Annotated in this window: 19 protein-coding genes and 1 rRNA gene; 5 read left to right on the top strand and 15 right to left on the bottom strand. The window is 29.9% G+C overall.

The genetic code is table 11. The annotated features are described in order from the left end of the window. Positions 1 to 51: 51 nt before the first annotated feature. The 10 genes from ACMX2D_RS06860 to ACMX2D_RS06815 form a co-directional block, all read right to left on the bottom strand. A 16S ribosomal RNA gene (locus ACMX2D_RS06860) occupies positions 52 to 1,577 on the bottom strand. Positions 1,578 to 1,937: 360 nt separating this feature from the next. Beyond that, the gene (gene glpK, locus ACMX2D_RS06855; RefSeq protein ID WP_414973281.1) at positions 1,938 to 3,440 is read right to left on the bottom strand and encodes a glycerol kinase GlpK; all 1,503 of its coding nucleotides are present in this window, start codon (positions 3,438 to 3,440) and stop codon (positions 1,938 to 1,940) included. An 8-nt stretch (positions 3,441 to 3,448) separates the two neighbouring features. After that, positions 3,449 to 4,108 (bottom strand): hypothetical protein, encoded by a 660-nt coding sequence (locus ACMX2D_RS06850; RefSeq protein ID WP_009447602.1) that lies wholly within the window; start codon positions 4,106 to 4,108, stop codon positions 3,449 to 3,451. 1 nt (position 4,109) lies between these two features. Next, positions 4,110 to 4,961 (bottom strand): ATP-binding cassette domain-containing protein, encoded by an 852-nt coding sequence (locus ACMX2D_RS06845; RefSeq protein WP_009447591.1) that lies wholly within the window; start codon positions 4,959 to 4,961, stop codon positions 4,110 to 4,112. A gap of 1 nt (position 4,962) precedes the next feature. Further along, the gene (locus ACMX2D_RS06840; RefSeq protein WP_414973280.1) at positions 4,963 to 5,652 is read right to left on the bottom strand and encodes a 5'-methylthioadenosine/adenosylhomocysteine nucleosidase; all 690 of its coding nucleotides are present in this window, start codon (positions 5,650 to 5,652) and stop codon (positions 4,963 to 4,965) included. A gap of 961 nt (positions 5,653 to 6,613) precedes the next feature. Further along, positions 6,614 to 8,413 carry an oligopeptide ABC transporter substrate-binding protein gene (locus ACMX2D_RS06835; protein ID WP_009447668.1) on the bottom strand — a complete coding sequence of 600 codons (1,800 nt, stop codon included), beginning with the start codon at positions 8,411 to 8,413 and terminating at the stop codon, positions 6,614 to 6,616. Between the two features lie 505 nt (positions 8,414 to 8,918). Next, complete coding sequence (locus ACMX2D_RS06830) at positions 8,919 to 10,688, bottom strand: oligopeptide ABC transporter substrate-binding protein (RefSeq protein ID WP_414973278.1); 1,770 nt, start codon at positions 10,686 to 10,688, stop codon at positions 8,919 to 8,921. A gap of 668 nt (positions 10,689 to 11,356) precedes the next feature. Next, complete coding sequence (locus ACMX2D_RS06825; protein WP_414973277.1) at positions 11,357 to 12,418, bottom strand: hypothetical protein; 1,062 nt, start codon at positions 12,416 to 12,418, stop codon at positions 11,357 to 11,359. 1 nt (position 12,419) lies between these two features. Further along, the gene (locus ACMX2D_RS06820; RefSeq protein ID WP_414973276.1) at positions 12,420 to 13,400 is read right to left on the bottom strand and encodes an HAAS signaling domain-containing protein; all 981 of its coding nucleotides are present in this window, start codon (positions 13,398 to 13,400) and stop codon (positions 12,420 to 12,422) included. Continuing rightward, on the bottom strand, positions 13,390 to 13,716 hold the full coding sequence (locus ACMX2D_RS06815) for a PadR family transcriptional regulator (protein ID WP_009447608.1): 327 nt from the start codon (positions 13,714 to 13,716) through the stop codon (positions 13,390 to 13,392). The genes ACMX2D_RS06820 and ACMX2D_RS06815 overlap by 11 nt, the downstream gene beginning before the upstream one ends. A gap of 501 nt (positions 13,717 to 14,217) precedes the next feature. Here ACMX2D_RS06815 and ACMX2D_RS06810 point away from each other — a divergent pair. The 5 genes from ACMX2D_RS06810 to ACMX2D_RS06790 all read left to right on the top strand — a co-directional run bounded on the left by ACMX2D_RS06810 (position 14,218) and on the right by ACMX2D_RS06790 (position 19,980). Then, positions 14,218 to 14,574, top strand: a complete 357-nt coding sequence (locus ACMX2D_RS06810) for a Spx/MgsR family RNA polymerase-binding regulatory protein (RefSeq protein ID WP_414971552.1) — start codon at positions 14,218 to 14,220, stop codon at positions 14,572 to 14,574. 19 nt (positions 14,575 to 14,593) lie between these two features. Beyond that, the gene (locus ACMX2D_RS06805) at positions 14,594 to 16,330 is read left to right on the top strand and encodes a M3 family oligoendopeptidase (protein ID WP_414973275.1); all 1,737 of its coding nucleotides are present in this window, start codon (positions 14,594 to 14,596) and stop codon (positions 16,328 to 16,330) included. A 182-nt stretch (positions 16,331 to 16,512) separates the two neighbouring features. After that, entirely contained in the window at positions 16,513 to 17,232 is a 720-nt protein-coding gene (locus tag ACMX2D_RS06800; protein WP_414973273.1) for a C39 family peptidase, read from the top strand. A gap of 8 nt (positions 17,233 to 17,240) precedes the next feature. Then, positions 17,241 to 18,491, top strand: coding sequence for a hypothetical protein (locus ACMX2D_RS06795; protein ID WP_414973272.1), 1,251 nt, complete (start codon positions 17,241 to 17,243; stop codon positions 18,489 to 18,491). A 223-nt stretch (positions 18,492 to 18,714) separates the two neighbouring features. Next, on the top strand, positions 18,715 to 19,980 hold the full coding sequence (locus ACMX2D_RS06790) for a hypothetical protein (RefSeq protein ID WP_414973270.1): 1,266 nt from the start codon (positions 18,715 to 18,717) through the stop codon (positions 19,978 to 19,980). A gap of 376 nt (positions 19,981 to 20,356) precedes the next feature. Here the strand turns inward: ACMX2D_RS06790 and ACMX2D_RS06785 are convergent, their stop codons facing one another. The 5 genes from ACMX2D_RS06785 to rplM form a co-directional block, all read right to left on the bottom strand. Beyond that, positions 20,357 to 20,893, bottom strand: coding sequence for an isoprenylcysteine carboxyl methyltransferase family protein (locus ACMX2D_RS06785; RefSeq protein ID WP_009447666.1), 537 nt, complete (start codon positions 20,891 to 20,893; stop codon positions 20,357 to 20,359). Positions 20,894 to 21,693: 800 nt separating this feature from the next. Continuing rightward, the gene (locus ACMX2D_RS06780; RefSeq protein ID WP_009447669.1) at positions 21,694 to 23,106 is read right to left on the bottom strand and encodes an aspartate ammonia-lyase; all 1,413 of its coding nucleotides are present in this window, start codon (positions 23,104 to 23,106) and stop codon (positions 21,694 to 21,696) included. A gap of 33 nt (positions 23,107 to 23,139) precedes the next feature. After that, positions 23,140 to 24,504, bottom strand: coding sequence for a class II fumarate hydratase (fumC, locus tag ACMX2D_RS06775; protein WP_414973269.1), 1,365 nt, complete (start codon positions 24,502 to 24,504; stop codon positions 23,140 to 23,142). Positions 24,505 to 25,559: 1,055 nt separating this feature from the next. Then, on the bottom strand, positions 25,560 to 25,949 hold the full coding sequence (gene rpsI, locus ACMX2D_RS06770) for a 30S ribosomal protein S9 (protein ID WP_009447569.1): 390 nt from the start codon (positions 25,947 to 25,949) through the stop codon (positions 25,560 to 25,562). Positions 25,950 to 25,972: 23 nt separating this feature from the next. Beyond that, entirely contained in the window at positions 25,973 to 26,407 is a 435-nt protein-coding gene (gene rplM, locus ACMX2D_RS06765; protein WP_009447639.1) for a 50S ribosomal protein L13, read from the bottom strand. Between the last annotated feature and the right edge of the window lie 110 nt (positions 26,408 to 26,517).

Here is a 26,517-nt window from a genome sequence, read left to right as displayed (position 1 = left end):
AGTGATAAAACTAAGAATTTATTTTGAACTGTCGTTCTTAGTACTCCTTAGAAAGGAGGTGATCCAGCCGCACCTTCCGATACGGCTACCTTGTTACGACTTCACCCCAGTCATTAACCCTACCTTCGACGCCTTCCTCCTTGCGGTTAGATCGGCGGCTTCGGGTATTGCCAACTCCCATGGTGTGACGGGCGGTGTGTACAAGACCCGGGAACGCATTCACCGCAACATTCTGATTTGCGATTACTAGCAACTCCGACTTCATGTAGGCGAGTTGCAGCCTACAATCCGAACTGAGATTGGCTTTTAGAGTTTTGCTTGACATCACTATCTCGCTTCTCGTTGTACCAACCATTGTAGCACGTGTGTAGCCCAAGACATAAAGGGCATGATGATTTGACGTCATCCCCACCTTCCTCCGATTTGTCATCGGCAGTCTCTCCAGAGTCCCCATCATTACATGCTGGTAACTGAAGATAAGGGTTGCGCTCGTTGCGGGACTTAACCCAACATCTCACGACACGAGCTGACGACAACCATGCACCACCTGTATAGCTGTCCCGAGGGACTTATCAATTTCTCAATAACTCAACTATATGTCAAGCCTTGGTAAGGTTCTTCGCGTTGCTTCGAATTAAACCACATGCTCCGCTGCTTGTGCGGGTCCCCGTCAATTCCTTTGAGTTTCAGTGTTGCCACCGTACTCCCCAGGCGGAATGCTTAATGTGTTAACTTCGGCACCGAGATTTGACTCCCAACACCTAGCATTCATCGTTTACGGCGTGGACTACCAGGGTATCTAATCCTGTTTGCTCCCCACGCTTTCGTACCTGAGCGTCAGTAAAAGTCCAGAAAGTCGCCTTCGCCACCGGTATTCCTCCTAATATCTACGCATTTCACCGCTACACTAGGAATTCCACTTTCCTCTCCTTCACTCAAGCCTTCCAGTTTCAAGTGCTTAATGAGGTTAAGCCTCACGCTTTCACACCTGACTTAAAAGGCCGCCTACGTACCCTTTACGCCCAATAATTCCGGACAACGCTCGCCCCATACGTATTACCGCGGCTGCTGGCACGTATTTAGCCGGGGCTTCCTCCTATGATACCGTCATTATCTTCTCATAGGACAGAGCTTTACGATTCGAAAACCTTCTTCGCTCACGCGGCGTCGCTGCATCAGGGTTCCCCCCATTGTGCAATATTCCCCACTGCTGCCTCCCGTAGGAGTTTGGACCGTGTCTCAGTTCCAATGTGGCCGTTCATCCTCTCAGACCGGCTACTGATCGTCGCCTTGGTAGGCCTTTACCCTTCCAACTAGCTAATCAGACGCGAGCCCATCTTACACCGATAAATCTTTGACCCCTATACCATGCGGTACTGTGGTCTCATGCGGTATTAATCGTCGTTTCCAACGGCTATCCCCCTGTGTAAGGTAGGTTGCTCACGTGTTACTCACCCGTTCGCCACTTTCATTTTGCTTCCATTCCCGAAAGAATTTCTACAAAAATCACGTTCGACTTGCATGTGTTAAGCACGCCGCCAGCGTTCGTCCTGAGCCAGGATCAAACTCTCTATTAAAAGTTCGTCTGCTCTCGCTGACTTTTGTTACACCAAATTATTGTTTTTCTTTGTACTCTCAAAGTTTTTATCACTGTTTACTTTTCTTGGTTCGTGTCACTATCTGCGACCTTAATATTATATCACTATTATTTTTATTTGTCAACACTTTTTTAAAATTTTTCAAAAAATATTTCAAAATTTATTTTGTGTTATATTATTAAGTTTTTGCATAAGTGTTTTAATATTATACCAATATTTTTTTATATAGTCAATACTCTTTTGACATATTTTTTATCTTTATATAATAAATTTTCTTATTACAAAATCTTTTTACAAAAAAAGCTTAGTTTTTATATCTAAGCTATTTTTTGTAATATTTTATTCTTCATCTTTATCCCAATCAAAAGTTCTTTTTACAGCTTTTTTCCAACCTTTAAGTTTTTTATTTCTACTTTCTTCACTTAATGCAGGGCAAAAAGTTTTATCTTTTTTCCAAATATTCTTTATTTCGTCTGTGCTTTCCCAAAAACCTACTGCAAGTCCTGCAAGAAATGCACAGCCCATTGCTGTTGTTTCTAAGATTTTAGGCCTTGTAACTTCTGTATTTAACATATCAGATTGAAATTGTAATAAAAAGCCATTTGCACTTGCACCGCCATCAACTTTTAAGTTTTGGATTTTTATATTTGTATCTTCTTCAATACAATTAAATACATCTACACATTGATAAGCTATTGATTCAAGCATCGCCCGAATTATATGCTCCCTTTTAGTTCCTCTGGTTAGTCCGAATATAGCTCCTTTGGCATTCATATCCCAGTACGGTGCTCCCAGTCCTGTAAAAGCAGGAACAATATAAACTCCGTCAGTGTCGTCTACTAATTTTGCATATTGTTCTGAAAGACTGGCATCATAAAGAAGCCTTAATTCATCTCTAAGCCATTGTATTCCCGCTCCGGCTATAAATATACTTCCCTCTAGAGCATAAGTAACTTTTCCATTAATGCCCCACGCAATTGTAGTTAAAAGTCCATTTTTAGATTTCAAAACTTCTTTTCCTATGTTCATTAAAAGGAAAGCTCCGGTTCCATAAGTAATTTTAGCTTCAGCCTTTTCAAAACAATTCTGTCCAAAAAGAGCGGATTGTTGATCTCCAATTACAGAAGCAATAGGAATTTTAGCTCCACCAAAAGTGTATTCATCAGTGTAACCGTAAATTTCGCTTGAGTCTCTAACTTCAGGTAATATAGATTTTGGAATATCCAAAATTTTCAAAAGTTCTTCATCCCATTGTAGAGTATTTATATTAAACAACATTGTCCTTGAGGCATTTGAATAGTCGGTTATATGCACCTTTCCCCTAGTCAAATTCCAAACTATCCAAGTATCTACAGTTCCAAATAATAACTCACCATTTTCAGCCTTTTCTCTTACTCCCTCAACATTATCAAGTATCCATTTTATTTTTGTAGCAGAAAAGTAAGCATCAAGTTTTAATCCTGTTTTTTCAAAGATTAAATCTTCGTATCCATCTTTTCTTATTTGTTCACAAATTTCAGCAGTTCTTCTACATTGCCAAACAATTGCATTATATACAGGCTTTCCTGTGGCTTTTTCCCAGACAATTGTAGTTTCTCTTTGATTTGTAATTCCTATAGCTTTTACTTCTGTCGGTCTTACGAAATTTCTTTCTAAAACCTCTCTACAAACCCCTGATTGAGTTGCCCAGATATCCATAGCATCATGTTCTACCCAACCAGCTTTTGGAAAAATTTGCTTGAACTCTTTTTGAGATACGCCCTTTATATTTCCATTATGGTCAAATAAAATCGCTCTTGAGCTTGTAGTTCCTTGATCTAATGCTAAAATGTATCCGTCCATAAAACCTCCTAAGCTCTTATATCTATATTTAATATCCATTTATTATTAATAAATGCAAGTATAAATTGCAATACACAAAGCAATACCGCTATAAGTGCTAATACCAAATCTGTATATAATTCATAAATATTTGGATAAAAAAATCTATAAACATAAGTAAATAATATAATTACAAAAGAGTAAACATATCTATAGAAAGTTTTATTTACACCTTTTCCTTTCTTCATAGAAATATTTTTATATAGCAAAGCTAAAAAAGTCGCAAGTTCTATAATAAAAATGATTGAAAAATATACTACTATCAAATGTAAAATTGTATTTAATTCATAGATATTTATAATTAGTTCTGCATACACAAATTCATATATAATAAATAATATAAAATAAACTAAGCTATATATTATACAACTCAAATATATTATTTTTGCTATTTTCTTTCTACTAAGTCCATTTATAAAAAGTTGATTAACTATATTTTTTCTCGAAAAAATTAAAGTCAAAAAACTTGCAATCAAAATAGACATAAAAACTTCTGTAGTCAAAAATATTTCAAGATTTAAAAACTTGGAGATTCCCAAAAACACAAATTCACTCAAAACCGAAAATAAAATCGCAATCAAGAAAGTATCAAATAATGATTTTAAAGAAAATTTTAATCCACTTCTCATTTTAATGACCCCCTTCAGATGCAGTTATTGCCTCATAAATTTCTTTTAAAGGTACAGTTCTACTTCCATGCGCTCTTATCTCGTCCTCATCTTTCGCTAAAATATAGGCAATTTTTAGCTTGGAGAAATTTTTAAGATTTCTAATAGCCAAAACATTTCTGTCTTTAACTACCGCGCTAATTAAATCAACCGAACCGGAAACGGAATAAACCATTTTTTCCAGTTTTTCCCTACTTTCAAAAAGTACTACCTTTTTGTCCTTAATAATAATTATATAGTCAAGATAATCAAAAAAATAATTTACATTTTTACTATGAATAATCGGAGTATATCCCTTTCTTCTATAATTTCCCATCAGAATATCACTTAATTTTCTAATATCCAAACTTGAAAGTCCAATTTCCGGCTTATTAAAAAGAAGATATTTTTTATTCATACAAATAGTAACTATTGTTTTAAAAACTGTGCAATTTTGAACATTTTCTTCAGCTTTGAACTTCTTATCCAAATCTAATTTAAAAGACTCACAAAGCTCTAATGCATAAGGTAAATCGAAATCTGAATTAAAATCAGCTATATTTTTTAAAACCTGTCTTAAGGTATATCCCTCATAAAACTCCATCTTCGGACACATATAAATTAAATCTCTTGCATCTTCAGGAGCTTTTTCATCAATTAGAACAATTCCATCTTCTTTAAAAGTATAATTGCATAGTATATTAAAAATTGTAGTTCCACCCGAGTTAATTCTACCTAAAATCCCGTATGTTTTTCCCTCTTCAATCTCTAAATTAAAATCTTCAATCGCAACAAATTTTCCATAATTTTTCTTTAAATTCTTAATTTCAATCATCTTATATTTCCTCAATAATATCTAAAATAATACTCTTAACAACCTTTGCTGACTCCAAAACAAAAGTCTCAAAGTCACAGTCAGCTTCTTCATTTGCATTATCGGATATTGAACGTAGCGCTAAATACCCAACATTATTTAAGTGACAAGTGTGTACTATTGAACAACTTTCCATTTCACAGCAAAGGGAATCAAAATTTTCTTTTATCCTATCTTTAATTTCCTTTTTAGCTACAAAAATATCTCCTGTCGCAATAATTCCTTTAAAAATCCTGTTTTCAGATAAGACCTTTTTAGCCTTTTCATAAGAAATATCTACCAGTTTTTTATCAGCAATAAATTTAACATCACGAAGAGCAGGAATTTGTCCCATTACATAGCCGGCTTCAGTACAATCAAAATCGTGATAAAAATATTCTGTTCCTATAACTAAGTCACCAATCTTTACATTATCATCAGTAGAACCGGCAACTCCTATATTGATAATAATCTCAGGAGAAAAGTTGTCTATCATACTTTGAGTATAAATCGCAGAATTAACCTTGCCAACTCCACAAATACCAAGTACAACTTCCTTGTTAGAAATATTTGCAAGATAAAAAGTAAAACAACCCCTTGTTACTTTTTTTGTTTCAATTTTATCTATAATTTCCATTAGCTCTTCATCAAGAGCACTTATAATACCTATCATACAACCACCCCTATATTTTTTATTTATAAAAGATTTCAAAGAAGAAATCCAATTTAAATATATTTTACTTTTAAAATTTATAAAAAAACAAAAAAATTTTTTAAACTTAAAATTTTTTTAATTTTATTTAAGGTTTCTATGGCAAAATATATATATCTTAACCAAGAGAAAAAATATTTTTGAAATTAGTCTTATTATTTTTATAAGCTAATTAATTCATACTTAACATAATTCCCCAAAAAATGTAAAAGTATGCGGGCATAAAACCCATTACACAAATCCCTTTTTAATAATTAAGTGTAAAAAAATCTTTGCTTCAAAAGTAAAGATACTAAACTAAAAGTAATATAATTGATTATAATTAGATTTACTATATTAAAATGTAAGTCTAATTATAATCGTGATTTACTTAAAATATTTTTTATAATTCCTTACGAAATTATGACTTAATAAAAATATCTTTAATAATACTTAAAGATGTATTTATTGAGACATAATTTTTTTATTTTTAACAAAACACTAGAATCCCAATCTTATTTCTAATTATTTTTTAAGGATGGTTGCGATGAAATATTTATAGATTAAAACTTTGTTTTTTTACCTTTATTATATCATAATCCTCTTTACAACATTTTTTTGTTGTTGATTGTGATGAAATTAATATATATTTTAAACTGTGTTTAAATCTTTTTTATTATACCATAATTCCTTTTTGATTATTTTTTATGGTAATTATGGTGAAATAAAGGTGTCTTTATCATAATTCATAAAGACACCTTTATTATATCACACCCTAACATTATAAAAAAGGGAGTTTTCCCCGTTTTTCAAAGTTTTCTAAAAATTTTTATAAGAACCCCACCCTTCCACGATGCTTCGCATCGGGTGGGTTCCCGGGAACCTTGTTGTTTCACAAAAAAAGTGTGGAAATCTTCCACACTTTTTATATTTTTAATTATTTCTATTTATCTACTTCCGGTGATTCTTTAGTTAATTCTATATCAGAGTTTCTGAAAGGAGCTACTCCTTCTTTAGGTAATGAAATATCATATTTCTTAACTCTGTTGTTTACAAATGATTTAGTTGTACTTGAGAATGTAGGAATTACTATAGCTTGTTCAGTAACTAAATACTTACTTAAGTCAGTGTAATGTTTTAATCTAACTTTAGGATCAGTATTGTCAAGAGTTACGATGTCAGCTAATAATTTATCTAATTCCGGAGAAGTAAATCTTTGGAAGTTGAATTGTTCATGTTTTCCGTAGAAACCACTTGGGTCAGGGTTTGAACCTGTGTTCCAACCACCTTGGTAAACATCTATTTCAGGGTCATCAGCACCAAGTTTTTCGTAGAAATTGTTAAATTCAATTAATCTTCCAGTTACAAGTTGAACATCAAGTCCTATTGCTTTCCATTGTTGTATATAGAATGAAACAGTAGGTTCTTGAGTAGCTCCACCTTGCATTGCAGCAAAGTTAATCTTTAATGGTTTACCATTTTTATCTTCTCTTATTCCGTCACCATTAGTATCTTTGTATCCAGCTTCATCAAGAAGTTTTTTAGCTTCTTCTAAATTGTATTTAATTCCTTCAAAGTCTTTATCATAAATTGTTGAGAACATTGGTGGAATTATTTGATATAGAGGAACACTTAAACCTTGTTGTAATTTTTTGTTTACAGTATCTCTATCAACAGCCATAGCCATTGCTTTTCTTAAATTCTTATCAGCCATTTTTGCATTAGGATCAGTTACAACTTCACCTTTTTCTTTATCGTACTTACCTAATTTGAATGAGATATAGCTATATCCACCAGTATAGTTACTAGCGATTTTACCATTCTTTAAAGCTTTGAATTTTTCATATAAATCTGAACCGAATGTATCAATGATATCATATTCTCCGGATTTAGCTGCAGCAACAACTTGTGCAGATGGAACTAATTTAATTTCCATTCTTGGAGTCTTTGGCTTACCAAATGCATAGTGTGGGTTAGCTTCTGCTATAACTTGTTGTCCAGGAACAATTTCTTTAATTACATAAGCACCACATGATAATGGATGTTTTCTTGTAGCATCATGTGATTCTTGTTCTTTAACAGGAATGTCTTTATAAACATGATCCGGTACAGGATTGTAAGGAATTCCCTTACCCCAGTAAATTGAATGGTCAAATTCTTTAAAGTTAATTTCTAAAGTCTTATCAGTTAGAACTTTAACACCTGAAACTGTATCAGATTTTCCTTCGTGGTATTCTTTCATACCTACAACATTAAGGTAATCCCCACCAAAACGAACACCTTCATAATCTTTATGTCCAATTATTAAATAATATCTTAAAAAGTCTTTTGCAGTAACAGGAACTCCATCACTCCAAGTAGCTTTTTCATGAATTGTAATGATTGCTTTCTTTTCTTCCGGTTTAAATTCAACTTTACCTAAACCTGTATTTCCTAATTTTTGATCAGGGTCTCCATCAAAGAAGCCACCCATTCCAACCCAGTTCATAATACCCATATCAAAACTGTCTTGAGCGAATGCTTCGTGAAATACCCCTTTAAAAGGTGATTCCCCAATTATACCAACTTTTAAAGTTCCATTTTCAATAGCCTTTCCTTCATTTTCAACTACTGGATTTGGTTTAAATCCTGCATCTTCTTTCTTTCCGCTGTCTTGTCCGCCTTTATTACCCTTAGCACCACAGCCTGAAAGTATCATCAAACTCGCTAAAGCTAATGCTGTTAACTTTGACGCTTTTTTCATCTTAAGTCCTCCTTGAGAAAAAAATTAATATTTTTCAAGATAAATCGTTTTCTAATAAGCATATCCCCAAAAATCCCTTTAAAATCCGAGAAAATGCAATTTCATCTGAGTAAAACCCATTTTCAAAGAAACATATCTTATCTTTACATTAAAGATTATAGCATAAGAGATATTAAAATAAAATATTTTTTTAGATAAATTAAAAAATAATCATTGTTTCGATATTAACTAAAGTGTTATCACTTAAATTAATTATTTAAGTTTTTGTTTTAAGCAAAAAAAATTCTTTGAGTAATAATGGCTTGTTTTCAACTTTAAAAACATTTACATACGGTTTTATAAATAATTTTATATAATTTATAACAAAAAAAATATTGCTTTTTCATTTTTTAAAAAAAGTTACAATTTTTTAATAATTTATACATTTTGTTATTTGAATCAAGATTTAGATACATAACCAAAAAAAGAAACCACTTTCGTGGTTTCTTAAATACTAATTTAATTATTATTTAATAGGTTCAGTAGCTGTTAATTCAACATCAAATAGACCGAAATCAGAACCAGGAGTTATATCCCATTTCTTAACTCTGTTATTTACAGCAACTATACCTTTTCTAAATAGAGTTGGTACAACCGGAACATTTTCAAACATATAGTTTGCAAATTCTTTGTATGCTTTTGATCTGTATTCTTCATCTACTGCTTTAATAGAATTAATCTTATTTAATATAGCATCTAGTTCAGGAGTTGCAAATCTTGAGAAGTTAAATTGAGCTTTTCTTCCGTAAAGGCCTGTTGGGTTAGGGTTAGATCCAGTTCCCCAAGCTGCTTGATAAACATCAATTTCAGGATCGTCAGCTTGTACTTTGTCATAGAATGAGTTAAATTCTATAAGTCTTCCTGTTGTAAGTTCAACATCTAAACCAATTTGTTTCCATTGTTGGATATAGTATTGAGCTATAGGTTCAGCAATAGCTCCACCTGACATTGAAGCAAATTTAATCTTAAATGGTTTACCATTTTTATCTTCTCTTATTCCATCACCATTAGTATCTTTGTATCCTGCTTCATCAAGAAGTTTCTTAGCTTTTTCTAAATCATAAGTATATCCTTTTAAATCTTTATCATAAAAATCTTTAAATGCAGGAATCATAAGTTGTGTTGCATTTCTTCTTAAACCTTCATAGAACTTTTCACCAACTTGGTTATTGTCTATAGCATAAGCCATAGCTTGACGTAATTTAACATCTGCCATTTTAGCATTTGGATCCATTACAGCTTCGCCTTTTTCTTTATCCCATTTACCAAGTTTAAATCCTATATAAGTATAAGATAACTCATCTTTAATACCTATTTTAACATTCTTTAATGCTTTAACTTTACTATAAAGGTCTGAGTTTAAACCAACAGTTAAGTCGTATTCACCAGATTGTAAAGCTGCAACGATTTGAGCTGATGGAACAATCTTCCAAATAACAGTTTTAACTTTTGGAGCACCCTTGTAGTAATGTGGGTTAGCTTCAAATACAACTTGTTGTCCAGGAACTATTTCTTTAATATAGTATGGTCCAGGTGATAATGGATTCTTTCTAGTTACGTCATGAGCTTCTTGTTCCTTAATAGGAATGTCTTTTAATTTATGACTTGGAACCGGTTCAAAAGGAATTCCACCACCCCAAAGGATACCAGGATTGAATTCTTTGAAGTTAATTTCAAATTTTTTATCACTTATAGTTTTGAAACCTGAAATTTCTTTAGTTTCACCTTTGTGATATTCTTCTATACCAACAACATTTGCAATATCGTCATCATAACGTACACCTGTATAGTCTTTATGAGCTACAATTTTATAATATTCTAAAAAGTCAGCAGAAGTAACAGGAGTACCGTCATTCCAAGTATATTTTTCATGAATAGTTACGATAGCTTTCTTTTCTTCCGGTTTAAATTCAATATCTGCCGCACCGCCTTTTACCAACTTATAGCTGGAATCAACTTTGAATGTTCCATTTGTGGAATATCCCAAAATTTCCATATCAGGATTACCGCTTGCAAAAGCTTGGTGGAAAATACCTGTAAATGGAGAGTCGCTGATATAAGCAATTTTAAGTGTAGCATTATCAACCGCTTTTCCTTCGTTTTCGATAACTAAATTATCTTGAACTCCGGATTCTTTCTTTGTGTTGTCTTTCTTTCCACTATTACCGCCGCTACAAGCGGAGAATAAAAATGTTGTTGCTAATAATAAAGCAACGATTTTTGATGATTTCTTCATATTTAAATCCCCCTTTATGTATTTGCACGAAGCATAATCGTATCGTGAAAGATTAGTTACGTTACTAGCCGTTCACTTCATTGTGTTAGATAAAAAATACAAAATTAAGAAGTGTCCCTTCCACTTCCTTTCTCGTTTTTCTACTTAACTTTATCATATTATACTATATAAAAAACCTTTTTGCAATACCTTTTTGTTAAAAATTGTATTTTTTTTCAATTTTATTTTTAATTATTAATTAAAAAGCTGTAAAATCCTAGCGAATTTATTATTACTAAAATTTTAATAAAATTTATTAAGAAAATATTTTCATTATAAGAAAACGTATGTATATTTTTAAAATAACAGCCATCAGCACAGCAAGTATTTTTTTTACTTGATTTTTTTAGTTAATTTCACTTAATCAAATAATAAGAACCCCACCCTTCCACGATGCTTCACATCGGGTGGGTGCCCGGGAACCTTGTTGCTTCGCTATAAAAACCCCACCCTTCCTCGATGCTTCGCATCGGGTGGGTACCCGGGAACCCTGTTGCTTCGCTATAAAAACCCCACCCTTCCTCGATGCTTCCCATCGGGTGGGTACCCGGGAACCTTGTTGCTTCGCTATAAAAACCACACCCTTCCTCGATGCTTCCCATCGTGGAAGGGAGGGCGTTCTTCTTTTTCTATTTAATCTCTTTTAAATCGGCAATTTTATTTAATTTACTTTTAATAGTTGAGCTATCCATCGCTGTTCTGAATATTTTTTCACTTTCAACATTTATAATCTTTCTTGTGGTATTTTCATTTTTGCTGTATTCATTTATTATAAAGCTCTTTTCTTCTCCATTAACTTTATATTTTACTACTATCTCTCCAGCACTTGGCATTCCTTCAAGGATAACTTTCTTTGCTCCTGTAATATTTAAGTTAGTCTTTAAAGTGTTCAAATCAACTTCAACAAAATCCTTAACATTTTTAGTATCTACATTAACCATTGGCAAAACATCATCACAATCTCCATTACCGGAACCCCTACGACCTGCTATTAGTAATTTTTCAATATCTGTAGTAGTATAATTCAATGTTTTTAAATTCATCTTTGGAATTTCAATTATTTCGTCATTTACATCTTTGATAGTAAATTCAGCAAATTGATTAAGTATGCTTTTAAAAAAACTTCCTGAAAATAAATTTTTATTATATACATTGTAAGTCAATTCTTTTTTCAATAATTTATTATCTTCGTTTCCCTTTGCCGTTCCCATAATTTCAATTGGATTTTTAACTTCTAAAACAATTTTAGTCTTATCTTCTTTTTTAGGTGAACCTATAAATTTACTATACATTACTGAATTATCAATAAATTTACTTATATAATCAAATCTTGAATTTTTTTCATTGTCTATTCTTCTTGTAATAATATCAATCTTATTTTCATTTTTTTCATCAAAATTAGCTTCATTTTCAAAATATTTATCTTTATATGTTACAGTTATACGATTAAAATTGTCTTTACTGTTCTTAATTTCTACATTATAACCCTCATACTTACTTAAATCTATATATTTTATTTCCCTTTCAGTTTTCAAAATTTCTTTATAGCTATAAGTCAACTTTTTATCGACTTCTTCATCAACCTTTTTTTGAACTTCACAGACCATTTTATAAGAACCTGTAAAACCAATTGCAATTAAGGAAAAAGAAGTAATTGTCAAAACTTTAAGTTTAAAATATTTTCCTCTCATATTAGTCCTCCTTTGTTTTTTGTCCATAAACTCTTGAGTACATAAATTTTATTTTAATCCAGTCATTATATTTCAATACCAATCTATAAATGGCTAGGGAGTAGTATTTAATTAATATACTCATAGCTATAAAAAGCCCAATCGCAAGCATTATCGGAAATACTATCCACAAAAAACTAAGTGATAGTGTTGATAGTGCCGTTAAAGTGATTGGAGTTAAGAAAAATGCAAGTCCAACTCCAAATATAGTTATTCCTACAAAGAAAAACCAAATTCCACCTAGAATTATGAAAATTATAGCGAATAATAGAGAAATTAATATAAGGAAAAACATTCCCTTTGAAAAGAAGAATACTAAAATCAGATTGATAACAGCCATAAAGAAAGCTAAATCAAATCCAATTTCTAAAATATCACTAACTCCTCTAAAAGCCAAAGCAAAGTAGAATAGTATAATCAAAATATTAACTAAGCTTAAAAATTTTCCTGACTTTGTTTGTACTCCTTTATTTGTCCTAACTAAAAATGACATTGAAATTATATATATTCCTAGCATTTCTGTAAAACCCACTAAAAATCTTAAGCCCAAAACCATCTCTATAACGGAAAATATGGCAAGGAACATAAATGCAAATATTCCATATTTTTCAATTATTTTATCACATTTATTTTCCATTATTTCAATTTCACCACTTAAATACCTGTCTGAAAGTCCTTTTTCAAACCATCCGTCAAACTTTTTGCTTATATTTGTAAAAAATCCTTCTTTCTTTAAAACATTTCTCTCTTCAGCTCTAAGATCTTGAACGATTTTTTTGGGAGAACCAAGTTCTAAAATTATTTCTTGTTCAGTTTTTCCATCCAGTTTCCCATTTAAAAAGTATTCTTCATAATCTCTTAAAATATCCAAGCTCTCCTCTTCTGAATAAATTTCTAAAAGGTAATCCTTTAAGACATCCAAATATTCTACTTTATTTATCATTATTTTCACCTCTCTTCAAAATACTATCCATTCCATTTTTCAATTTTTCCCATAATTCCAACTGATTTTTATAATGTTCCATTCCGGAAACTGTAATTCTGTAATACTTTCTTGCGGGTCCCTCATTTGACTCAACAATATAGGTTTCAAAAAAACCTTCTTTGCTTAGTCGCCTGAGTATTGGATATATAGTTCCTTCACTTACTTCAACAGATTTCGAAATGCTTTGAACAATTTCATATCCATACATATCTTTCTCCATTAAAAAGCTCAAGACACAAAGATCCAAAAGTCCTTTTTTTATTTGAGTATCCATTTTTACCTCCTTTATTAAATTTTATGTTAAAATTTTTGACTATCAAATTTTTATAATTTTAGTTTATAAATAGAAAATTTATATTTTCCTATTCCTTATATATATTCTATCACACTACTATATATTACACAATACCTTTTATTATATTTTTTACATTTTTTAATATTTTTTATATTTTTAAAAAATTTTTATGTTTTTTTCGTGTTTTATTTAGAGAAACTAAACCTTTGTTGATTTTCTCGGCAATAAGTGATAGAATTAAATTAATAAAATAATTATATATAGAGATTTTACTTTAATGTTTTGACTTAAAAATTTGAAAATACATTTTAATATAATTTCTTTTAAACTTTATTTAAGGTTATTGTAATAAAATGGGTATGTTAATAAAGCATATAAATTTCATTTTATTTATTTTTACAAAAAAACTTATCTTAAACGGATAAGTAGTATGAATTAATAAATTTGATTATATAATAATTCTGTATGGGAGGTGTTATAATGAAACTTTTTTTCGAATATCCCAATTGTACAACTTGTAAAAGGGCAAAGAAATTCCTAAAAGAAAACGGAATTGAGTTTGAAGAAGTAAGCCTTAAAGATAAAACTCCAACTAAAGCTCAAATTAAAGCTGTTCAAGGTCGGATGGGACTAAAAAGACTTTTTAATACAAGCGGTAAGACTTATAGAGATTTGAATTTAAAAGAAAATTTTGAAGATCTTTCTGCTGATGAAGCTATTAAGTTATTAGTAAAAGATGGTTCTCTTGTAAAAAGACCTGTCTTAATTGACGAAGAAAACAAAATTTTCCTTATAGGTTTTAAGGAAAATGACTGGAATGTTTTAATTGAAAAATAAGATATGAAGGAGTAAGAAAATGGAGCAACAATATTCATTAGTTGAAATTTATCCATCTTATGATAGTGATGAATTTCAAAATGATTTCAAAAAAATAGACACTTTGCTAACTGATTTAGGAAAACTTAATTTAGAAGATAATTTAGAAAGTGTTAAAGCAGTTATAAAAATTTTGGAAGAAGTTAATACTACAATTTATAGAGTTTTTTCATTTATTGAACTTAATCAAGCTATAAATACAACTGATGAAAAATCAACTTATTATAGCAATAATTTGAATGCAAAACTTTCAAATTACGCAAAGACTTTTACAAAAGTTGATAAATTCCTTGGTTCAATCACTGTTGATATTACAAAAGATGAATATTTAAAAGAATATGAATTCTTCTTTAAGAATAAAAAACAAGCTTTAAAACATGTATTACCTGAAGATATTGAAGAAGTTATCGCAAAGATGAAACTTTCAAGCTCAAATGCTTGGGAATTTATGTTTAATTTCTTAACATCAAAGGCATCAATCGAATTTAGAGGAGAAGAAAAAACTTTAAGTGAAATTAGAAACTTAGCTTATTCTTCCGATGCAGAAACAAGAAAAGAAGCATTTTATAGTGAATTGAAACTTTATGACAGCATAAAGGATTCTATCGCTTTTTCATTAAATAATATCAAACAAGAAGTTAATACAACTTCAAAGATGAGAGGTTTTGAAACTGCACTTGATGAATCTTTAGAAAATGCAAGATTAAAGAGAGAAACTTTAAATGCTCTTTGGTCAAGTATTGACGATTACCTACCTCATTTTAGAAAATACTTTAAACATAAAGCTAAACTTCTAGGATATGAAGGCGGTTTGAAATTCTATGACCTTTTTGCAAGTATTGGAGAAAGTGATAGAACTTTCACAGTTGAAGAAGCTCAAGAATTTTTATTAAAGCATTTTGCGACTTTCTCAGATGATATGGTAAAAATGGTTAAAGATGCTTTTGAAAACAATTATGTTGACTACTTCCCTAAAAAAGGAAAAGTTGGCGGAGCTTTCTGTAGTAATCTTCCATTTATAAAACAATCAAGAGTAATGATGAATTTTGACGGAAGTCTTTCTTCTGTTTTAACTCTTGCTCATGAGTTAGGTCATGCTTATCATGGACTTCATGTTGAAAATCACCTACCTTTAAATTGGGATTATCCAATGCCTGTTGCTGAAACAGCATCAATTTTCAATGAAAACTTAATTATGTCTGCAGCCTTAAACGAAGCGTCAGAAAAGGACAAAATTACTTTAATGGAATCTCAAATTTCTGACTGTGCTCAAATAACTGTTGACATCTATTCAAGATTTTTATTTGAAAAAGAAGTTTTTGAAAGAAAACTCGACCACTTTATGATGACTGAAGAACTTGAAGAAATTATGAGAAATGCTCAAAAACAAACTTATGGAGATGGACTTGATCCTGAAACTTACCATCCATTTATGTGGGCTTGTAAACCTCATTACTATTCAGCAGGTTTCTCATTCTACAATTATCCTTACTCATTTGGTGGACTTTTCTCAAGAGGACTTTATGCAATCTATAAAGAAAATCCAAATGGCTTTGTAGAAAAATATCAAGAGCTTTTAAAAGCGACTACAATTAATAATTGTGAAGATGTTGCAAAAGTTATGAATATCGATTTAACTAAAAAAGATTTCTGGTTAAAATCATTAGAAAGCATAAAAGAAGAAATAGACGAATTTATAGAATTGACAAGTAAATAGTTAAAATATTAATGGCGATTTTTTAATTGCCATTTTTTACGTCTAAAAACATTATTAATATACTCTTTTTTTATTTAAAGTGTTGACAATGAGAACTCCCTATGCTACAATATGTTAAACAGTCGGACATTAATACAAAAAAAGTTTGTTCCTGTTAAAAAATATTAAGGAGGATTCTATACATGAAAGCAAAAAAACTATCATTACTTGTGCTATCTATTTTAGTACTAACAACTGGCAAAACAAATGCAATGAAAGGGGATTTAACGTATGAAGAAGGAGCTAAGCAATATAAATATACTGAAGAAGATTTAAAATCTTTAAAAAGAAAAAATGCTATGATAGAAAAAGCAATTGAGTCTGATAAGAGAAAATTAAAAGGTAATAAGATTAAACCAACTTCTTGTATTGACGGTGGAAAAATAGCAACATTACCTATAACTTGTTTCAAACAAGAAAGATCTTATTGGTGTGGTCCTGCAACTGTAAAACAAGTATTGAATTTTGCAAATGGTTATTCATATTCTCAAAGTTATTATGCAAGAGCTTTGGGTACAACAACTGATGGAAGTGATATGACTGTCATAGCAAGGTATTTGGATAGAAATGTTAAGTTTAAATATGATTATTCTGATATTGGTAGTTTTTCTACTTGGATATATAGAATAAAACACGGAATAAATTATAATATGCCTGTAGTTTTAGATATAAACACTAAGAAAATTAAATATTGGCCTTATAGAACTTCTGGTCATTTTATAAATACAAGTGGATATAATGATTGTAATAGAAAAGTTAGAATTACTGATCCTTATGGTCCAGGTTTAGGAAACAGATGGTATGATTATAACAGTTTATATAAAGTTAATTACGACCATTTTAGACGTGCTATGATATGGTAGGAATTTTTATGAAAGCTAAAAAACTATTTATCTGTTTATTTGTATTTTCTCTATTTTTAACTTCCTGCTCCTCTAAGACAAAGGATGATTCAAATGTTGAAACTGCTAAGGAAGAAGAGAAAACTATAGAAAACGTTACTTTTGATGAAGAAATAAAAAATGTGGAAATTCCAAAGAATGCCACCGAATTTCGTTTTTTAAATTACAATCCGGATAATGACAAACTTTATTATACCTATACAAGTGAAGGTAATACAGTTTATGTTTCTAAAAATTTAAAAGATAATACCACAGATATAATTTACGAAATTAAAGGCAATGAAAAAGAAAATGTGTTTGCCATCGCAAAAGACGGAATTATAGATGAAACATTATTTATAGTAAAGGTCAATAACAAAAATGTAGCAAACAACAAAAGAAATAGCAAAAACGAAAAAGAAGTTTTTGAATATAATTTTATCGTTGTAGATAAAGATAAAAAAATTCAAAAATACTTTAATGAAGATGAAGTCTCAATGTCAGGTGATAATCAATGGTATAACAAAATTCCTTCCGTTACCATTAACGGACGTAATTTAATTTTAACTTGTGAAAATAATGTCGGAAAAGATACTCTTAAATCCTATCTTTTAAAGTTTAATATTGACGATGCAAGTTTGAGATTACTTAAAGAAGAGGAGTTAAGCACAGAAAACGATAAGCTAAATGGTAACTATATTATGTTTGCAGGCGGTCTTGAAAATGAAATATATTACCAAGTTATAAACTATCAAAATGATGATAAAATGGAGAAAGGTTCTGCTGATATTTTTAAACTTATATCTGAAAATGAATCTAAAAAAGTTTTAGAGTTGGGTAAAGTAAAAACTCCTGAGAATGTAAAAAACAGGAAAGTATTATTTATTTCAGGAGATGATAAATTATTATTTACAAGTGACTATGTAATAGAAGCATCAAACTACAATACAGGAAGAGTTTTTAATTTAAAAACTATGGAAAACTCAGAAATTCCTAATGTTGAAAGTGCACATGACCTTACAGATGCTTATAAAATAAATAATTTATACTTGTTAGATAACAATGACAATATCTATGTTTATAATAGTGAAGGAAAATTACTACTTCAAAAGAAATACGAAGATAAAGAAAAAGTCGTTTCTAAAATATCAGTTACTAAGGACTATATTTCTTACCTGGTTAGAGAAAATGAAAATTCTGAAAAAGGAGAACTTCATATGCTCAAACTTAAAGGAAAATAGAATTAACATTTAACAAAAATGGTATCCTTTTATATTTATCTAAAATGAATTGACAAGTAAATAGTTAATGGCGATTTTTTAATCGCCATTTTTTGTTTAATTTTTTATTATAACTATATCCTTTTTTAAATAAAGTATTGACTTCATTGTTTTATTGTGATAAGCTATAGACAATAGAAGAGTTTAGTTAAAAAATGTTTTAAATAAATAAAGGAGTTGCTTTATGAAATTTAGAAAATTATTTATTTGTTTATTTTCTTTTTCCCTTTTTCTAACTTCCTGCTCACCTACACCAAAGGATAAATCCAATGTTGAAAATAAGGAAGAAGTTAAAAACAAAGAAGAAGCTGAAAAGGAAACTGTAGATAAAATATCTTTTGAAAAAGAGATTAAAAAAGTTGAACTTCCACAAAAAATTTCTGATTTGCGTTTTTTAAATTATAATCCGGAAAATAATAAATTATATTTTAATTATACAATTGATAATAATTTAGTTTATGCATCTAAAAATTTAAAAGATGGAACTACCGATATACTTTATGAAATTAAAGGTAAAGAAAAAGAAAGAATGTTCGGTATTGCAATAGATGGTGTTATTGATGAAAAATTATTCATAGTAAAGGTCAATCACAAAAATATTGAAAATAAAGAGAAAGATATTGAAGAGACACTTTTTGAATACAATTTTATCGTTGTAGATAAAAACAAAAATATTCAAAAATATTTTAATGAAGATGAAGATTTAATGTCAGGCGATAATCAAGCATATACAATAAGTCCATCAGTTAGTGTTGATGGTCATAATTTAATTTTAACTTGTGAAAATATGATTAATAATGATATACTAAAAAGCTATCTACTAAAATTCAATATTGACGATGGACAGTTAACTTTACTTAAAGAAGAAGAATTAAGTATCAAAAATGATAAGTATAATGGTAAGTATATTATGTTTGCCGGTAGTTTTGAAAACAATCTGTATTACCAAGTGGTAACTTACAATAACGAAGATAGCCTTGCAGAAGGATCTTCAGATATATACAAATACATATCTGAAAAAGAATCTAAAAAAATTTTAGAATTGAATAAGATAAATGCTCCAACAGAAGTAAAAAACAGAAAAGCTGCTTTCGTTTCAGGAGATAATAAGTTATTATTTATAAGTGAATTTTTAATGGTTGAATCTACTTACAATACCGGTAAAGTTTTCAATTTAGAAACTATGTCAAGTACAGAAATTCCAAATATCGAAAGTCCATATGATATTACTGATATCTATAGAATAAAAGATTTATATATATTAAACAACAATAGGAGTATATATGCTTATAATAGCGATGCAAAATTGTTACTTCAAATAAATTATCAATACAAAGAAAAAATTATATCTAAAATGGCCGTTACGAACGATATTATTTCTTATTTATTTAGTGATAATTTAGAATCAAAAGAAGCAGAACTTCATATAATTAAACTTAAACGAAATTAGAATTTGATTTTTGTAGAATTTAACTTTGTAGCTTTATTATGTTATTATAATTGCACAGTGATATCAATCGGAGGGCTTATGAATAAAAAAACAATAAAGATACTTCTTTTAATCTGGTTATTATTAATACCGTATATAACAAATATTTTGATGTATATGCAGTTTAATGGTCATTATTTAGATTTTGGATATACATTCCTAATATATCTTTCAATGTTAATTACGATATTAATTTTATATTATGAAGTATCCAAGAAAAAGTAAAGTATTTTTTAAAAACGATTAAAATTTATTATATAAAAATATTACTCAATAGAAAAAACAAAGGGCATTTCAAACGAAATGCCCTTTAAATTGCACTGAATATTATATTTTTTTAATTTTCTCTTAACCCGTTCGGAATTATAATTTCTTTTAGTAATTTTTCCTCTTCTTTTATTCTAACATACATCACAAAAATGTATAGAGGAGAAATTACTAAAGCCGTATATAAAGCGTGACAAAGCAATGCAAGCCCTGTCAATTCGGGTAAAATATTTAAAAAATAATTAGGATGTTTTACATTTACAAACAACCAGTGATTGACAAACTTATGGTCATTTAAAATCATAAGTTTAACTGTCCAAATATCTTTTAACAATCTTGTAACTGTGTAAAGCATAAAGATTGAAAAGATTATCAGAAGCAAACCAATAAAACTGATTTTATCAAATTTTGGTTTTCTAATAATCGCCTCGATAAGACAAAATAAATAAAATAATATATGTAAGATAGTAATTCTTTTAGAATTTTCTACTCCATATTCTCTCCCGCCGTCTTTTAGTATTTTTTTCTCGTTTTTAATTGAAATCTTGAGAAAAAATAATCTAATTATAAAAACAGCTATAACAATAGCATAAATCATATAACTCATATTACCCCCAAATAATTGTTATATAATATTCAATGCAATCAAAAACATTTTAACATAAATTTAAACTTTTTGCCACCTGTGTTATTCGATAGTAATACAATTACTTCGTAAGGTTTACTTTTGTTTATAGGCAAACAAAAATAAATCTTACATAACTTATATATCATAGATATAAGTTATATTAATCTCGCGATTTTATACACAAATAAAAGAAGTTCTAATCTATACTATTCAAGTTTTTATCTTAAACATATCAACCATGAGTAGTAAATTCATTATCATAGAGCTTTATGAGATCTCTCGACTACGCTCGAGATGACGTAAAAAGGAAAATTTTTCGTTTAAGAGCTAAACGTTAATTGAAGATAAACTTACGAAATAAATTAAAATTATATAAAAAATGAAATAATTCACGTCATAGAGCTATGCAAAAAAATATCTCTTAACACGTCATCTCGAGCGGAATGAATAAAGTGAATGAAGTGAATCTAGACCTAACTTTTGTTGTTTATTCATAAACAACAAAAAGTAGGTCTGACGCAAAGATTGTTCAAATCTTTGATTTGAGTACAATCGACTGTGGAAATCTCCTACTTTTGCTTTAGCAAAAGTAAATGTATCGTAAATACATCCCAGACTGATGACAAAGTATCAACGAGCAATTGTTGACACTTTTTTAACGGAGAAAAAGAGAATAAGTAATATAATAATTAGACTATAGTCAAATAATTTAATAAAAACATACAAATTAAAAGGTTGAGGATTTTTACTCCCCAACCTTAGTTACTGAACTTTATTTTTTAGTTTCTTTTTGCAATTCCCGGTGTAGTCATTGAGAATACATCTAAGATATTGTCAATTTCTTCTTCAGTCATAATCTTTTCTGAGATTAAAACTGCCTTTACAGGTAAATTCTTTTCAATAGCTTTATGAATTACTTCAACTGATTTTTCATATCCGATATGTGGAGCGAAAGCTGTTACGATTCCGTAGCTATTGTGAACCATATTCTTAGTTCTTTCTGCATTTGCAGTAATTCCTAAAATACAGTTATGAACAAATGTATTTGCCGCTTTACCGATTGTTTCAACTGATTCAAATAAGTTGTAGAAAATAACCGGTTCAAAAGCATTTAGTTCTAATTGTCCTGCTTCTGCAGCCATTGTAACTGCAAAGTCATTTCCTGCACAGTTAAAAGCAACTTGTGAAACAACTTCTGGAATTACAGGATTTACTTTTCCCGGCATAATTGAACTTCCCGCTTGTCTTGCAGGTAAGTTGATTTCTGCAAAACCACAAGTTGGACCTGAAGACATAAGTCTTAAGTCATTAGCGATTTTAGACATACTGATTGCACAACTCTTTACAAGACCTGAAACATGAACAAAAACGTCGATATTTTGTGTTCCGTCAATTAAGTCTTCAGCTTGTACTAATTCTAAATCTGTAACTTGTGCAAGATTTTTTACAATCTTATCCATATAGCTTACATCGGCATTAAGTCCTGTACCAATTGCAGTTGCACCCATATTTACAGTTTTTAAAACTGTACATGCAGTTTTGAATAATTTAATATTTCTGGAAATTCCTGTTGCATAAGCTCTGAATTCTTGTCCAAGTCTGATAGGAATAGCATCTTGCATTTGAGTTCTTCCCATTTTAATAACATCATCAAACTCTTCAGCTTTTACAAGTAATGCTTTTTCTAATTCATTTAAACTTTCAATTGTTTCGCCTAAAAGTCTTATAAGAGCGATTTTACCGCTTGTAGGATAAACGTCATTTGTAGATTGTCCCATATTTACATCATCATTTGGGTGGATGATTGAATAATCTCCAAGTTTTCCGCCTAAATGTTCAATAGCAATATTTGCAATTACTTCATTTGCATTCATATTATGGCTTGTTCCTGCTCCCCCTTGAATTGGGTCAACAATGAATTGATCTAAATATCTTCCCCAGATAATTTCATCACAAGCATAAACTATTGCATCTTTTTTCTTTTCGCTTAAAACTCCAGCCTCAAAGTTTGTGATAGCACAAGCTTTTTTGATTTCAGCAACTGATTTAATCATTTCAGGATTTGTTTTTCTTCTTGTAATCTTGAAGTTTTCTGTTGCTCTTTGAGTATGAATTCCATAATAAGCATTTTCCGGAATTAAACTTTCTCCAATACAATCATGTTCAACTCTGTATCCTTGTTTTGTTTCCATAATATTTTTTCTATCTCCTTTATAAAATATAATCTAAACCATTTTTTTAGGGTCAACAATTTGATCAAATTCTGACTCTGTTAAATAACCAAAATGCAAAACTGCTTCTTTTAATGTTGTATTTTCCTTAAAGGCATACTTTGCACATTGACTTGCCTTATCATAACCAATATATGGATTAAGTGAAGTTACAAGCATTAAAGACTCATTCAAATATTTTTCTACAACTTCTCTATTTACTTTTATTCCTCTTACACAGTTTTTAACAAAAGATTCCATAGCATCTGAAAGTAAATTTACAGATTCTACAAAACTGTATATAATAACCGGCATATAAACATTAAGCTCAAAATTTCCTTGAGATGCAGAAAAACTTATCGTAGTATCATTTCCTAAAACTCTTGCACAAACCATTGTCAAGGCTTCTATTTGAGTAGGATTTACCTTTCCTGGCATAATTGAACTTCCAGGTTCATTTGCAGGAATTTCAATTTCTGAAAAACCACAACGAGGTCCACAAGCTAAAAATCTTATATCATTTCCAATCTTTAATAAATCCATTGCTAATGCTTTAATAGCTCCGTGAGAAACGACAACTGCATCTTTCATTGTCAATGAATGGAAGAAATTTTCTGCAGGTTTAAATTCTTTTCCTGTAATCTTTGAAATATATTTTGCAACAATATTCTTAAAATTTTCTTTAGTATTAATACCTGTACCAACTGCAGTTGCTCCAAGTGAAATTTCTAAAAGTCCCTTTCTTGTATATTCAATATATTCCAAACATTTTTCTATAGAATGTCTATAACCGCTGAACTCTTGAGAAATCTTAATAGGCACAGCATCTTGTAAATGTGTTCTACCAATCTTTATAACATCGCTATTCGCTTCTTCAAAAGCCTTAAAAGCTGAAATCAATGTTTTCATTGACGGAATAAGTTTTCTGTCAATAACATCTAAACAAGCTATATGCAAAGCTGTTGGAAAAGTATCATTTGAACTTTGAGATTTATTTACATCATCATTTGGGTGGATTAAAGTCTTACCGGCCTTTTGATTTGAAAAATTTGCAATAACCTCATTCAAATTCATATTTGTTTGTGTACCGCTACCAGTTTGATAAACAACAAGTGGAAAATGTTCATCAAGTTTTCCACTAAAAATTTCCTCAACAGCATTTTCTATTGCAGAAAATTTTTCCTTGTTCAAGTCGCCAAGCTCGTAATTAGCCATTGCACAAGCATACTTAACAGTAGCCATTGCTCTTATAACTTCAGATGGCATCTTGTAATTTCCAATTTTGAAATTTTCAAAACTTCTCTGTGTAGTTGCACCCCAAAGTTTATCACTTTCTACCTTAATTTCTCCGATAGAGTCTTTATAAACCTTATAACTCATCAAGAACCCTCCTATATTTAAACATTTTTTATATTAAAATTCATTAAAAATATAAAATTACTCATCCTATACTATTATACCATAATTCCTTTTTGATTATTATTTATGGTAATTATGGTGAAATTAATATACTTTTACCATTGGGCATAAAACTACATTAATTATAACACAAAAAAAACAAAATGTTTAACATTTTGTTCATTTTTTATTAGTTATTTATTAAATAACAATTTTTTGTTATAGTTTACAACTGCTTCATATTCATATACTCAAATTAATTTACAATTATTAAAACTTATTTCTTTCAGAAATACTATTGCTTGTGAACAAGCAATAGTTGAGATTTTTTTTGTTAATGTATCTACGATACATTAAAAACTAAAAATCTCATTCTTAAAAAGAATTACTAAATACAAAGTTCTTTTACATTCTATGAGCTTTAGGAGATCTTTCGACTCCGTTACACTCCGCTCAAGATGACGAATAAGGAAAATCCCCTTGTTTAAGAGATAGACGTTAAAGGTAAATAAATTTAAAATATATTTTCCATTTATAATTTAATAAAATTCTACATTTTATAATACTTTTATTGATTGAAAAATTAATAACCTTATTATTTCACAATAAAAATTCACATCTTACAATTTTGCAAAGAAATTCTCCAAACACGTCATCTCGACCGAAACGAGTGAAACGAATGTAGTGAATCTAGCCCTAACTTAGATTATTTACTTGTAAATAATCTATAGTAGGTCTGACGGGGTCGTTGTATCTTTTGATACAATGACTCTGGAGATCTCATACTTTTGCTTTAGCAAAAGTAAATGTATCGTAGATACATGAAAAACTAAAAATCTCATTCTTAAAAAAATTACTAAATACAAAGTGCTTTTATATTCTATGAGCTTTATGAGATCTTTCGACTCCGTTACACTCCGCTCAAGATGACGTATAAAGTAATTCACTTTGTTTAAGAGATAGACGTTAAAGGTAAATAAACTTAAAACAATAAAAAAACGTTGGAAAAAATTTCCAACGTTTTAAATTCATTTTTACTATCTCTTTGAAAATTGTGGGCTTCTTCTTGCCTTTTTAAGACCATATTTCTTTCTTTCTTTCTTACGAGGGTCTCTTGTTAAGAAACCGGCTCTTTTTAATACAGGTCTTAATTCAGCAGAAACTTCTAATAAAGCTCTTGCAACACCATGTCTGATTGCTCCAGCTTGTCCTGTAAATCCGCCACCTTTTACATTTACATAAACGTCGAATTTACCAAGACTTTCAGTTACTTCTAAAGGTGATTTTGCAGTAACCTTTAAAGTATCATAATCAAAATATTCATCTATATCTTGTTTGTTAATAACAAATTTTCCGTTTCCAGGTGTTAAGAAAACTCTAGCTACAGAAGTTTTTCTTCTTCCTGTTCCTACAAATTGAGTTGCCATATATGTTAATCTCCTTTCTATTCCTATTTATTTAATGTTAAAACTTCCGGTTGTTGTGCTTCGTGATTATGTTCCGGACCAGCATAAACCTTTAATTTCTTGAACATTTGTCTTCCTAAAACATTCTTTGGAAGCATTCCCTTAACAGCTAATTCAATAACTTTTTCAGGTTTAGTTTGTAACATTTTTTCATAAGAAATAGCCTTTAAACCATTTGAGTATCCAGTATAGTATCTATGTTCTTTTTGTTGTAATTTGTTTCCAGTTAATTTAACTTTTTCAGCATTAACAACAATAACATAATCTCCCATATCAAATGATGGTTGGAATCTAACATTTTTCTTTCCTCTTAAAATTGAAGCAACTTCAGTTGCAAGTCTACCTAAAACAACGTCTTTTGCATCAACTACATACCACTTACGATTAACATCGCAAGGTTTTGCTACGTAACTTTTCATTTCATTCCTCCTTAATTCTTTTTACAATATTGGGTTATTTAGACATCGCTACCCAGCGATTTTGTAGGCGAGGACTTATTAATCGCAACCTCGACTGCTATGCGATTGAT

It is taken from the genome of Parvimonas oralis, from assembly GCF_047608425.1.
Lineage (GTDB): Bacteria > Bacillota > Clostridia > Tissierellales > Peptoniphilaceae > Parvimonas.
This window is presented reverse-complemented; position numbering and strand designations above follow the sequence as displayed.